The sequence below is a fragment of the Mucilaginibacter galii genome, from assembly GCF_014635825.1.
Lineage (GTDB): Bacteria > Bacteroidota > Bacteroidia > Sphingobacteriales > Sphingobacteriaceae > Mucilaginibacter > Mucilaginibacter galii.
This window is the reverse complement of sequence record NZ_BMDO01000004.1, coordinates 47,659-61,301: the sequence shown is the minus strand read 5'-3', so window position 1 is coordinate 61,301 and position 13,643 is coordinate 47,659. Positions and strand designations below refer to the sequence as shown.

General features: G+C 42.6%; 13 protein-coding genes. 9 read left to right on the top strand and 4 right to left on the bottom strand.

Annotation, left to right across the window (positions count from 1 at the left end; all coding sequences use genetic code 11):
• Positions 1–17: 17 nt before the first annotated feature.
• Positions 18–1,259 carry a beta-ketoacyl-ACP synthase II gene (gene fabF / locus IEV61_RS08770; RefSeq protein WP_188415740.1) on the bottom strand — a complete coding sequence of 414 codons (1,242 nt, stop codon included), beginning with the start codon at positions 1,257–1,259 and terminating at the stop codon, positions 18–20.
• Between the two features lie 132 nt (positions 1,260–1,391).
• Positions 1,392–2,339, bottom strand: a complete 948-nt coding sequence (locus tag IEV61_RS08765; protein WP_188415735.1) for a Smr/MutS family protein — start codon at positions 2,337–2,339, stop codon at positions 1,392–1,394.
• A gap of 141 nt (positions 2,340–2,480) precedes the next feature.
• On the opposite strand from IEV61_RS08765, the gene IEV61_RS08760 reads away from it, so the two are divergent.
• A complete protein-coding gene (locus tag IEV61_RS08760; RefSeq protein WP_188415732.1) occupies positions 2,481–3,134 on the top strand; it encodes a phosphatase PAP2-related protein in 654 nt (217 codons plus the stop codon).
• Positions 3,135–3,217: 83 nt separating this feature from the next.
• Here the strand turns inward: IEV61_RS08760 and IEV61_RS08755 are convergent, their stop codons facing one another.
• A complete protein-coding gene (locus IEV61_RS08755; protein WP_188415730.1) occupies positions 3,218–3,577 on the bottom strand; it encodes a hypothetical protein in 360 nt (119 codons plus the stop codon).
• Between the two features lie 394 nt (positions 3,578–3,971).
• Positions 3,972–5,927: a KUP/HAK/KT family potassium transporter gene (locus IEV61_RS08750; RefSeq protein ID WP_188415728.1), complete on the bottom strand. Its 1,956-nt coding sequence runs from the start codon at positions 5,925–5,927 to the stop codon at positions 3,972–3,974.
• A gap of 196 nt (positions 5,928–6,123) precedes the next feature.
• Here IEV61_RS08750 and IEV61_RS08745 point away from each other — a divergent pair, with 196 nt between their 5' ends.
• From IEV61_RS08745 to IEV61_RS08710, 8 genes are all read left to right on the top strand, one after another.
• Positions 6,124–6,633 (top strand): T9SS type A sorting domain-containing protein, encoded by a 510-nt coding sequence (locus IEV61_RS08745; RefSeq protein ID WP_188415726.1) that lies wholly within the window; start codon positions 6,124–6,126, stop codon positions 6,631–6,633.
• A 419-nt stretch (positions 6,634–7,052) separates the two neighbouring features.
• A complete protein-coding gene (locus IEV61_RS08740; RefSeq protein WP_188415723.1) occupies positions 7,053–7,664 on the top strand; it encodes a fumarylacetoacetate hydrolase family protein in 612 nt (203 codons plus the stop codon).
• A 4-nt stretch (positions 7,665–7,668) separates the two neighbouring features.
• Positions 7,669–9,381: a M23 family metallopeptidase gene (locus IEV61_RS08735; protein WP_229747076.1), complete on the top strand. Its 1,713-nt coding sequence runs from the start codon at positions 7,669–7,671 to the stop codon at positions 9,379–9,381.
• A gap of 11 nt (positions 9,382–9,392) precedes the next feature.
• Positions 9,393–9,857 carry a thioredoxin-dependent thiol peroxidase gene (bcp, locus tag IEV61_RS08730; protein WP_188415721.1) on the top strand — a complete coding sequence of 155 codons (465 nt, stop codon included), beginning with the start codon at positions 9,393–9,395 and terminating at the stop codon, positions 9,855–9,857.
• 106 nt (positions 9,858–9,963) lie between these two features.
• Complete coding sequence (locus IEV61_RS08725; protein WP_188415719.1) at positions 9,964–10,518, top strand: RNA polymerase sigma factor; 555 nt, start codon at positions 9,964–9,966, stop codon at positions 10,516–10,518.
• 50 nt (positions 10,519–10,568) lie between these two features.
• On the top strand, positions 10,569–11,597 hold the full coding sequence (locus tag IEV61_RS08720) for a hypothetical protein (RefSeq protein ID WP_188415717.1): 1,029 nt from the start codon (positions 10,569–10,571) through the stop codon (positions 11,595–11,597).
• Between the two features lie 9 nt (positions 11,598–11,606).
• Entirely contained in the window at positions 11,607–12,047 is a 441-nt protein-coding gene (locus IEV61_RS08715; RefSeq protein ID WP_188415715.1) for a hypothetical protein, read from the top strand.
• 279 nt (positions 12,048–12,326) lie between these two features.
• Positions 12,327–13,520 (top strand): aspartate aminotransferase family protein, encoded by a 1,194-nt coding sequence (locus IEV61_RS08710; protein ID WP_188415713.1) that lies wholly within the window; start codon positions 12,327–12,329, stop codon positions 13,518–13,520.
• Positions 13,521–13,643: the final 123 nt, after the last annotated feature.

Here is a 13,643-nt window from a genome sequence, read left to right as displayed (position 1 = left end):
TAACAACTCGTATTGTCTTAAACTTTTTTGAACACCACCACCGCGTTGTGTCCGCCAAAGCCGAAGGTATTGCTCATGGCTACATCCACATTCTTCTCCTGCGATTGGCCAGTGACGATCTTTAACCCGGCAGGCAACTGCGGATCTAAGGTATGAGTGTTTATGGTAGCAGGTATAATGCCATCCGTTATGGCCTTAACCGATATAATGGACTCTATTGCGCCGGCGGCACCTAACAAGTGACCGGTCATAGATTTGGTGGCACTAACTGAAAGGTTGGCATCATCGCCGAAGGCAGCGTAGATGGCCTTAGCTTCACTGATATCGCCTACCGGGGTTGAGGTGGCATGGGCGTTTAGGTAATGAACATCACTGTGCGTTAAACCCGCATCTTGCAAGGCCAATTCCATGGCTTTGATGGCGCCTTTTCCTTCGGGGTGCGTGGCGGTTATGTGGTAAGCATCGCTGGTCATGGAGGCACCGGCCAATTCGGCGTAAATAGTGGCGCCACGCTGTTTGGCGTGTTCGTATTCTTCCAATACCAGTACACCGGCACCCTCACCCATTACAAAGCCATCGCGCTCCACATCAAACGGGCGCGAAGCTGCCTGAGGGTCATTGTTGCGGGTAGACAAGGCTTTAAGCGCATTATAACCACCAATCGACCCCTCGGTGATAGGCGCATCGGCACCACCGGTAATAATGATCTTTGCTTTACCCCAACGAATGTAGTTCAGCGCGTCCATAATAGCGGTATTGGCGCTGGCGCAGGCAGATACGGTAGTAAAGTTTATGCCCATTAAACCATATTTAATGGAGATGAGTCCTGCGGCCATATTCACCAATGTTTTAGGGATGAAGAACGGATTGAAATGCGGCTCATGATCTTTAGCTGCATATTCTTTAATCTGTTGCTCAAAGGTATCAAAACCACCCTGTGCCGAACCAAATATCACACCAACATCATAAGGCGACATGGTGTTGATATCAAAGCCAGAATCTTCAATGGCCTGTTTAGCTGCAATAAGCGCATACTGGGTGTACAGGTCGTTACGCTTAATTTCGCTCCTGTCTAAATATTGGGTAGCATCAAAATCGTAAGGTAACTGTGCTGCAAACTGTGTTTTAAATTTGCCGGCATCAAAATGGTTAATGGGTTTAGCACCGCTTTGGCCATGGGCAATATTGTTCCAAAATGTGCTTACATCTGTGCCTAATGATGACACTACACCCATTCCGGTTATCACTACTCTTTTCATTCGTATTATTCTGATTACACCAATGTATTTGGATTACACCGATGCTTATAATTTTATAAATTTTACTGATACCGTATGATTTTACTAATAATCGGTGGAATCATATAAAATCTGTGTAATTTAAATTAGATATTATTTCAACAGTACTTTAGTAGCCCCATAGCCAAACTTCTCTTTACGGGCATCTAAAAAGGTTTGCACTTTGGGGTGTTTACCCAATTGCTTGTGCAGTTCGTGCCGTAAAATACCATTGCCTGCGCCGTGGATGAATGTAATTTCGGGCAGTTGATGCACAATAGCGGCATCCAGCGCTTTTTTGAAATGATCTAACTGTATACGCTGAATTTCGGCACTGCCTATAAACTGGTAATCGTCGCGCAGCTTTTCAATGTGCAGGTCAACTTCGCTGGTAGGCTTATCAACTACCTGCTGCTTTTCGGCGGCCGGTTTAAAAAAGCTCTCTTTGAGTTTTTGCGCATCAAGCACTATTTCGGGCTCATCTATACGCATTAACCAACCTTGCTGATTAATAACCGGCACATTCTTTTTGGCTCCGCTGAAGTCTTTAGCTTTAAACTTTTCACTGAAAATCAGCGGGGCCTCAGGTGCCATATCTTGTGCGGTATAGTACAGCACTTGCAGGTTAAACTTGGGCCAAAGCTGTATATCGGCCAGTTGAGCCGAATATATTACTGCCGATGACTTTGGTGCAATAATGCCAATATACTCGCCTTTAAACTGCTGTTTCTCGGTTTTTAAGGTAGCTAACAATTGGTAAGAGGTATCGTTCACCAGGTGAAAATGCACTACTGACGCCGCCTTAGCATCGCTTACCACACCCAGCCAAATGCCTTTGCTTACAAACTCGGCTGCAGGTATAACTACCGACCCGGATTTGCCGCTGCCCGCTTGCCCGGCACTTTGATGCCCATGCACGGTGGTTACCTTACTGGCTAATACGGGTATTTCAAAATCATCATCGCCGGTTACGCCAATCATGGTTTCGTCGAATATCCGAGTCACATACCCCTCTCTCCGTTCATCTACAAAGCGCACAAAATCGCCTAACTTATATTTCATATAGTGTTTTTAGCGGCGCAAAGTTAGGTAATATAACATACATTTATAAGCCTATTTAACAGGCACATAATATTGACAAAATTATTATTTAACATATCATACTAAAGCGTTAATTTTGACGACCCATTTTAGTTTAAACATTTGAACCGTAACAATACCATATCATTAAAGCAAAACTGGAAAGCCACCTGGGCTTCGGCGTCGCAACGCTCGCTAATGCTTACAGGGTCGGCCATAGTGTCGGTTATATTACTGGCTATGCCGTTCTTTTTCCAGTATATTGAACGCAGACCCGGCGTGCAACTGCACGATGTTGTGCTGGCGAATATACCGGCACACGATGTTTCCCTGTACATATTTATGATTATTTGGGGCATGGCTGGCTTAACCCTCTTCAGGGCCATACAAACACCGGCCATTTACGTGCGCTATGTGTGGCTTTATATTGTAATTTGTATTACCCGAATGCTCACAATATTGATGGTACCCTTGGCGGCGCCAGCCGGTTTGGTAGAACTGGTTGACCCGCTTACCGGTGTATTTTACGGCCATACGGTAATTACTAAAGACCTGTTTTACTCGGGCCACACTGCCAGCTTGCTAACCATGTATTTTTGCCTTCCCAAGAAATCAGACAGGATGCTGGTATTAATCGCTACCCTTATTGTAGGCTGCCTGCTGCTGGTGCAGCATGTGCATTACACCATAGATGTTTTGGCAGCACCTGTATTTGTTTTCCTGCTTAACAGCATTATGAAGTCTACCTTATTTGCCAACGAAAAATTCAATAATTGATTTAGAGATAAGTTTCTCTATGAATAGCAAAAAGGCGGCCCTGGTTTTACCAGGGCCGCCTTTTTGCTATTCTTTGAATTTCTTTATTGTGTTTTGCTGCGTTTAAGTGTGGTCATGAAATCAGTTCCTTGGTAGGTGATCTTCAAATTTATGGAGTCGGCAAATATACGGCCGGTGTGCGTAGCAGTTTCGCCGTTAAGGTCTACTTTGAAAGTGAGTACATCTTTCTCAATTTTACCGTCCTTAATTTCACTGGTACCTAACGGCGTTTCTGAAGTCCCGATAATTTTATCGCCATCGGTCTTAAAATTGTAGGTGAGCGGTATATTGCTGCCGTTATAATCGATATTACCACTCCATTTACCGTTTACGTCGGCCAAGATTAAACAGAATAATACGCCGCAAATGGCCAGTACAAACGAGTTAAATAATTTTGTATTCATAAGTATCAATTTGTTATAAATATATGTAAATAATACAGTTAAGGCTATAAGTACACATCCGAATAAAATTAATTTACAACGAAGGTATTTTTAAAGTTACAACAATCAGCTCATTAAACTATTAATTAATCAATAATTGTTTGTTAAGTATAGTTGGTTGATAGTAGCAAATTTGGTTGATATGTATTGCCATATAAACGCATTTTAGAGCATTTGGAGATTGCATTACCGGAATATGCTAACGCTGAATAATATTAATCACTCAGCAATCCAGATTCTATGGCACTGAAAATTGTTAAGTAATGCTTTAAAACTTGCCAGGCGTGTTAAAATAAAAGCAAAAAGCCCTCATTGCTTGAGGCAATAAGGGCTTCGAAATAAGTTAAGAGGTGTGTTATATTACCCGGTTAATGACTACTGTTTCGGGATCGGCCAGCATAAGCGGTACTTTTTCAACCGTAACAAAGCTCAGATCGAGGCCAAAACCACGCTCTTCAGAGATACTCACCTTTTTCAACTGGGTGTGCACTGCCATAATTATACGCTCATAAAGCGACAAGTTGTGCGAACGCGAAAGTACTTTTTCGATAACCACGAACCTGAAATCGCCCACAATTTTGCGTTGATTTAGTGATTTGTAGCGGCTGGTAATATCAACCTCTCCTTTTTTAACAAGGTCTTCCACCACTTTTCTAAACAACAGGTTGATCTGCTGCTCTACGCGGAACCCTAATTTAAAGTCGATACGAATTAGTTTATTGGGTACCAGGAAATCTACTTCGTAATCGCGGGTGTAAGGCTCATCCATTACATCTACGTGTACCAGCCAGTAAACATCGGCACGCTTAGGCTGCTTTTGCAGTATAGAATAAATAATTTTGGATTCAATCTCTGAATTGAAGTTAGCGCTGGTTAAATAAACCAGTTGCGATGCATACTTAGGAACGGTTTCATCATCGCTTAACTCCTTTAACACTTCGTAATAATCCTCAATCTCTACAAACTTCACATACCGGTTACGAATGCGGCGGGCAGTATGCCAGCTCCACATTACGCCAAACAATAAAGCGCCTATACTTAAGGTAAACCAACCTCCATCTACAAACTTACCCAGGTTACCCGACAGGAAGGTACCTTCTACCAACAGGTAAACCACCAGGAATAAGTTGATAAGATATGATGGAACTTTACGTCGTTTTAAAAATTTAGAAACCAGTATAGTGGTCATCAACATGGCTACGGTAATACTTAAACCGTAGGCTGCTTCCATTTTGGCAGACTCCTGGAACAGGCAAACTACGCCTATACAACCGGCACACATAATCCAGTTAATGCTGGGCACATAAAGTTGTCCCTTTTGTTCAGACGGGTAGTTGATCTTTACTTTCGGCCATAAGTTCAACCTCACCGCCTCTGCAATGAGGGTATAAGAACCCGATATTAAGGCCTGGCTGGCAATAACTGCGGCTACGGTTGCTATACCGATACCGAAGATAAGGAACCAAGGCGGCATGATCTGGTAAAAAGGGTTCATCTTATTGAGGTCAAGCACTTGCCCTTCATGCTGCATCAACCAAACGGCCTGGCCTAAGTAGTTCAGGATAAGGCATGTTTTAACAAATATCCAGCTTATCCGTATGTTAGAACGTCCGCAATGGCCCAAGTCGGAATACAAAGCCTCAGCCCCGGTGGTACATAAAAACACAGCGCCTAGAATACCAAAAGCGGCATGGGTACCGTGGCTGGCCAGCAAATCGTAAGCATAATATGGGTTTAATGCTTTGAGGATGCTTGGCATTTGTACTATAAAGCCAATGCCTAAAACCCCCATCATGCTAAACCACAAAAACATAATTGGCCCAAAAGCCTTGCCTACCAGTGAAGTACCAAATTGCTGGATAAAGAACAACCCCACGATGATGGCCAATACCACATACATGGTAGGCACCCCCGGATATTTACTATGTAAACCCTCGATAGCCGATGATATGGTAATGGGCGGCGTAATAATACCATCGGCCAGCAAAGCACAGCCCCCAACTATAGCGGGTATAATAAGCCACTTGGCTCGCCTCCGCACCAATGAGAATAAAGAGAAAATACCACCCTCGCCCTTGTTATCGGCCTGCAGGGTAATCATCACATATTTTATAGTGGTTTGGAGTGTGAGTGTCCAAAAGATACACGACACTCCACCCAGTACAACGCCCTCGTTAATGGCATGTCCTTCGCCTATAATGGCCTTGAAAACGTATAAGGGAGAGGTACCTATATCGCCATAGATAATTCCTAAGCTAATTAACAGCCCGGCGGCCGTTAGCTTTTGCAGATCTTTATTGTGTGATGACACTTTGAATTATAAATAGTTATAAATAGAATTAGCGTGTTAAACGCTTAACAGAATTATTAGTCTGTTAAATAAGCAACCGATCATTAGCATAACCAGTTAAACCAGTATTTGTTAAAAATTGTTAAAAAAACTGCATGTATTTTTTACACACTAACGTTTAACTTGTTTTATTAGTACCTTTGTAGCTGAACGTAATATGGGGCAAAGATATACTTTTAATTATTTATGGATACTATTAATTGCAACAGCAATATCCATAAACTTTGCCTTTGCTTTTGGTGCCGTGCCACATCCAAAGGCCGATACCATCTATACCCGCAAACCAAAAGTTACTTCTAAACAATCTTATTTTAAGAATGGCTTAAATGTAGGCAGCATGCCGCAAATTAAGCCTTCGCCTTACGCTAATATTAAACCTACCGTACCTGTTAATACAGATAAGCTGTTGAGCAACGTGCAGGTTTACCCTACCATGATCACCGATCAGATCAATCTTAAATACTTTTTGTCGCGCAATAACAACGTGACCATTAAGATTGTGGATGTGTTGGGTAATAACGTGGCTACGTTGTTTTCGGACAGGGTTGAACTTGGTGAACGGACTTTTAAAAGCAATATGGCTGTTAATAAGCTAACCAGCGGCTTTTACTTTCTCAGGGTTACCGCCGGCACCGAATCGGTGATCAAGCGTATTACTATTCTATAATTTTTTGCAATTCTTATTTCTGCAGGTGCCGCGAACCTGCCTTTACCCATACATAACGTTTCCTGAAACATACATCGCAGAAATACCTGCGTAGCGGCAGAAAGAAGAAAATTTTCTTTACCAGATAGTGCCTTTGCACCCTGTAGCCAAAAGGCTTTTTACATTTACGACAATATAATGTTCTTTCTTCCATGATGAGGTTAGGGCTCTCACAACAGGAATAAACTGGCTGTCACAAAGCTATCATTGCGTTTGTTTAATCCCCTACATTAAATATTAACATTCCTGTTACAAACCCACATAAAAACTGCGTTTTGCATTGATTGTATGTTAAAACAATCAAAAAGCGGATAACTGCGTTTAGCAACAGACGCTTTGCTTAAATAATTTTTAGATTTGAAGCTGTACACAATCATACTATGAAGATAATTGCCATTGGCCGTAACTACGCCGAACACGCCAAAGAACTAAACAACCCGGTACCCACTACCCCGGTTATATTTATGAAGCCCGATACGGCACTACTAAAAGATAACAAGCCGTTTTACCATCCGGAGTTTTCGCAGGATGTACATCACGAGATAGAACTGGTACTGAAAGTGAGCAAAGAAGGCAAGCACATCAGTGAAAAATTTGCAGCCGATTACTTTGACGAGATTGGCTTGGGCATTGACTTTACCGCCCGCGATATTCAAAGCCGCCACAAAGAAAAAGGTTTACCCTGGGAACTAGCCAAAGGATTTGACAACTCGGCACCTATCAGCAACTTTTTACCAAAGAGCCAGTTTACCGATCTTTATGATCTGAACTTGAAACTTGATGTAAATGGCGAAACCCGCCAGGACGGCAACACCAAAGACCTCCTGTTCTCTTTTGAAAAACTGATAGCCTTTGTTTCGCAATACATTACCTTGAAAAAAGGCGACCTCATTTTTACCGGCACGCCCGAAGGTGTGGCTGCTGTTAAACCCGGCGACAGGCTTGAAGGTTACCTGCAAGGCGAAAAACTTTTAGATTTCTACGTAAAATAGCCTGATGCTGAAACAACTTATTTTTTTGCTGGGATGCGTATGTACTTTTAGCAACACCCATGCTCAGGGTATTATTCAAAGTAAAACTTATCCTAAAGGCACATTCCAATACCCTATTGATCTGCCGCCAAGTACGGCCGGTTCTTTTGGTGAATTACGCCCTAATCACCTTCATTCGGGCCTTGACTTTCGCACCAACCGTCGCACGGGCTACCCAGTGCATGCAGCTATGTACGGCTATGTGTCGCGTTTACGCGTGCAATTGGGTGGTTTTGGCAATGCCGTATACGTAACCCATCCTAACGGTTACACTACCGTTTACGGTCACCTCGACCATTTAACGCCCGAACTGGCTGCTGCCGTGCGCAAGTACCAAAACGACCATCAAAGCTGGGAAATTGACTTTAAATTGCAGCCATTCCAGTTCCCGGTTACTAAAGGACAACTGATTGCTATTTCGGGTAATACGGGAGCATCGGGCGGGCCGCACCTGCACTTCGAGATCAGGGATTCGCTGACCGAAGAAACTATAAACCCGCAGTTGTTTGGTTTAACCATTGCCGATAATATTCCGCCTACGTTGGGCAGTATTGCGGTTTACCAGTTAAACGGCAGGCCTTTTAACGAAAACACGCCCCGTAATTACTATGCGGTAGCCGGAGCAGCGGGCAATTACCACTTGACAGGCGCGCAAACCATTGCTTTAAGCGGCGATATTGGCTTTGGTATAGTTACCGATGACCAGAATAGCTCTTCGGTTAACCGTAATGGTATTTACTCGCTTGAGTTAAAAGTAGACGATAGAACCGTATATACTTTTGCCGTAGAGCGTTTTGCTTTCGATCAAACGCACGCTATCAATGCTTATATTGATTACCCCTTGTTTCTGAAAACCAAGCGAAAGATCCAGAAATGCTTTGTACCGCCGGGCAGCCGCATCACCATTTATCCGCAAAGCGAAAACCGTGGAATCGTAAGCTTTAAAGATACGCTGCTTCACAACGTAGAATATTTAGTGAAAGATATTGCAGGCAATGCATCTTCATTAAAGTTTAAAGTACAGTCCAGCACGCCTAAAGACCGACCTGTGGTTACCTACACCGGCACCAAGTTTAGCTACGATAAGCGTAACGAGTTTAACAATGGCCCCGTTAAAGTGGTAGTTGAACCAGGAAACCTTTACGATGATGTAGACTTTAATTACGCCCTGCTCCCTCAAAAACCAGGCACCTTTTCGGCAACGCACCACATTCATAACCGGTTTACTCCTATTCATGACAAATATGATCTTTGGATAAAGCCCGATGCAAGCATTGGTTCGTTAGCCAATAAAGCGGTTATTGTCAATACACTGGCCGGTTGCGTGGGTGGCATTTACCAAGATGGTTACGTAAAGGCCAAGCCTGCCATGTTTGGCGACTTTTTCATTAAACTGGACACGATGGCTCCTGTAATTACTCCGGTCAATATACGTAACGGCGGCAATATGTCGGCGGTAAGCGGTATTAGCATGCGCGCGAGCGATAATCTTTCGGGCATTAAAAGTTGTGTAGCTACAGTTGACGGCAAATGGGTACTATTGTCGCAAGATTACAGAACACGTATATATAAATATACTTTTGATAGTGGTATAGATCCCGGTAAACATACTTTTGAGCTAACCGTTACTGATAATAAAGATAACGTATCTAAATTTACAGCATCATTCAACAGATAACATCACACATTATGGCAACATTAAAAGAAGGCGATAAAGCCCCCGATTTTACCGCTACCGATCAAAACGGAAAATCTGTTTCGCTGAGCGATTATAAGGGAAAGACGGTGGTACTATACTTTTATCCAAAAGATGATACGCCCGGCTGCACAGCCGAAGCCTGCGATTTCAGAGACAACTATCAATTCCTTTCCTCACAAGGTTATGAGGTTATTGGTGTAAGCACCGATGATGAAAAATCGCACAAAAAGTTTGAGACCAAATACAACCTTCCTTTTACCCTTATTGCCGACGCCGATCAGCAGATAGTGAACAGCTACGGTGTATGGGTAGAAAAAAACATGTACGGCAAAAAATATATGGGCACACAGCGTACCACTTTTATCATTGATCCCGAGGGCAACATCAGCCACATTATCGGCAAGGTAGATACCAAGAACTCGTCGCAGCAGGTACTTGATCTGCTCAAGTCTTAGTGCTTATTTTAAAAACAATTGGTTACTTTAGCTTTAATTATTAATAACGGTGTTTTGTTATTAAACCAATTAGCTTAACTTTCATCAAATATCAAGAATACAATAGATGTCAGCATCCGTTAGTGATACCGAGATACTCAGCAAGTTTCAGGACGAAAAGACCCGGAACGAAGCTTTTAACCTTTTGCTGAAAAAATATCAGCAAAAGATATACTGGCACGTACGCCGCATGGTCATAAACCATGATGATGCCGATGACCTGGTGCAGGACGTATTTATTAAAATATGGAAAAACCTGCCCGGTTTCAGGAGCGATGCCCAGCTTTATACATGGATGTATCGTATTGCTACGAATGAGTGCATTACGTTTCTGAATAAAAAGAAACAGAAGAATAATATACCGCTGGATGATGTATCGTACGAACTGGCCGAATCGCTGGCCGATTCTACCTACCTCAGTGGCGACAAGGTACAGTTGAAGCTGCAACAGGCTTTGCTTACCCTGCCCGATAAGCAGCGGCTGGTGTTTAACATGAAGTATTACGATGATATGAAATACGAAGAAATATCTGACGTACTCGGTACCAGTGTAGGGGCACTAAAAGCATCCTTCCACCTGGCGGTAAAGAAGATAGAAGCGCATCTGTTATCACACGATTAATTTCATTTTTACATTAAACCTTATAGTTTTACTTTCATCTAACGTAAGATATGGAAATCGATATAGAACATAAAGACCTGCCGGAAGATGATTCCTGGCGCCAAAAGTTACCGACAGGTAACCCATTTGGCGTACCAGCCGGCTACTTTAATGATTTGAGCGAGCGGATTATATCGGGCGTACATTTGGAAGAAATTAAACAGGCCGACGTTTTTAGCGGCTTTACCCTTCCCGAAAATTATTTTACAGAGTTAAGCAGTAATATACAAAGCCGCCTTACTATTGAAGAAGCAGCCGCTTCTGAAACCGAAGGCTTTACCGTTCCAACAAATTATTTTGAAGAATTAAGCGGCAACATACAAAGCCGCATTGCCTTAGAAGAGGCGCTGGGTAATACCAACGAAAGCTTTACCACACCGCAAGGCTATTTTGAAGAGCTTACCGGTAACATACAAAGCCGTATAGCTTTAGAAGACGCTTTGGGGCAGGACACACAGAGCTTTACGGTACCAAAAGGTTACTTTGAAGAATTAAGCAGCAATATACAAAGCCGCATTAATTTAGAAGAGGCTTTGAGCGGAGAAACTGAAAGCTTTACCGTACCGCAAGGTTACTTTGAAGAGTTAGTTGGCAACATACAAAGCCAGGTGGCTATAGAGAACGCTATCGCCGCCGAAAGTAATGCTTTTGCCGTGCCTGAGGGTTATTTTAACCAACTACAGGAAAGCATAGTGAGTAAAACCACAGTGCAGGAAGAAGCTAAGGTAGTACAAATGCCTTCAAGGCAGGGTGTGATCAGGAAACTGGTTTCTACAGCAGCATTCAAATATGCATCGGCCGCCTGTTTCGCTTTAGTCATAGGAGTTGCCGTTTACATTAAAGAAGCCTCGGCTCCGGTAAGCCATAATTCGGCATATCTGCATAAAGAACTATCTGAAATACCATCTGACGATATACGTGCTTACCTGGAAACCCAGACAGACGCTACAGAAACCGAACGGAAAGTAATTGCCGACGGAACAAGATTTGATGACAATACATTAAGAGATGCTTTACGTGATTACGTAGAAACGCAATAATTAAATACTATGAACAGGCTCTTGAAACACTTGGTGTTTATTTTAATGTTATTTACCGGCTACGAAGTTTACAGTCAGCCTCCTGCTTCGTTCAGAAGCTCTAACAATGGGCGTAACAAGGTGGAATCCTATCGCGAAAATTATGTAGACAGGCAGCTGAATTTGAACGAAGACCAAAAAGCAAAATTTTGGCCGGTTTATCGCCAGTATCATGATGAGATAACCTCGGTTAAACGGGCAAAACGTCAGAATATATTAACCAATAAATCAAGAGATCAAATGCAGAAAGACCTGCAGTTTGACCAGCAATTGATTGATATTAAAAGACGTTACAACCAGGAATTTATGAAAATAATGCCTGCCGATAAAGTCGCTAAAATATATCAAAGCGAGCGCGAGTTTAACGATGAGCTGTTTAAGCAACTCGGCGAACGTAGTAATCCTGATTGATAGTTGATTAGTTGATTAGTTGATTAGTTGATTAGTTGATTAGTTGGAATTAAACTACAAACAATAGGGTTTCAAATATTATTATAAAAATTCAAAAGCCGTTACCCTAAATAGGTAACGGCTTTTTGTTGTAAATTTGCATTCCAAATTAACTCACAACTCACAACTCACAACTCACAACTCACAACTCACAACTCACAACTCACAACTCACAACTCACAACTCACAACTCACAACTCACAACTCACAACTCACAACTCACAACTCACAACTCACAACATGCTTACCCTTCGCCAGCTTTTTTTAGCCAATAACGCGCAAACTACCGATTTCCCGCTGATGCTGGAGTTTGAACGCGCTGAAGGTGTATATATGTACAATACCGAAGGTAAAGCATATCTTGACCTAATATCGGGCATTGGGGTGAGTAACATAGGCCATGGCAACAAAGAAGTAATTGAAGCCATTAAACAGCAGGTTGATCAATATATGCACCTCATGGTGTATGGCGAGTATGTGCAAACCCCGCAGGTAAAGTTTGCGCAAAGGCTGGCATCGCTCCTGCCCTCAAACTTACAATCAGTTTACTTTACTAACTCTGGGTCCGAAGCTATTGAAGGCGCCATGAAACTGGCTAAGCGCCATACCGGCCGCAACCAAATTATTGCATGCCACAATGCCTACCATGGCAGCACTCACGGCGCTTTAAGCATAATGGGTAACGAGGAATTTAAGCAAGCTTATCGACCATTGTTGCCCGGCATAAGCTTTATTACGTTTAACAACCCGGCCGATCTTCAATTTATTACCACTGATACTGCTTGTGTGATTATTGAACCTGTACAGGGTGAGGCGGGTATACGCGTACCTGATGTTACCTACATGCAGGCTCTACGTCAAAAATGTAATCAAACAGGTACACTCCTCATTTTTGATGAAAACCAAACTGCCTTTGGCCGTACAGGTAAACTTTTTGCATTTGAACATTTTGGCATAGTACCCGATATTTTGGTTTTAGGCAAAGCATTAGGTGGTGGTATGCCTTTAGGGGCGTTTATTGCATCGCTTGAGGTAATGGGTGCTCTAAAAAACAATCCCATTTTAGGGCACATTACCACATTTGGCGGGCACCCGGTTTGTTGTGCCTCAGGCCTGGCATCATTAGAGGTTTTGCTGCGCAATGATCATGTAGCCCAGGTTGCTGCTAAAGAGCAACTTTTTAGAGACCTGCTGGTACACCCTGCCATTAAACAGGTGCGTGGAAAAGGCCTTATGCTGGCGGCCGAATTAGAAAACTTTGAACTGAATAAAAAGATCATTGACCGCTGCATTGAACAGGGTATCATTATCGATTGGTTTTTACACTGCAGCAATTCTATGCGCATTGCTCCACCCCTTATTATCACTCCCAAACAAATTACCACGGCTTGTAATATCATCGTTCAAGCTGTAGAGTTTTTTACAAGCAAATAAATTAAGATAAACAACATCTTTATATATCAAATTGCCTCAAATTTATCTTAGCGGGTTTTGCAATTTTCTATTCAGTTAAACCACTTTCATCCCGCTTGTAAGTGTATTTTAAACACCTAAAAA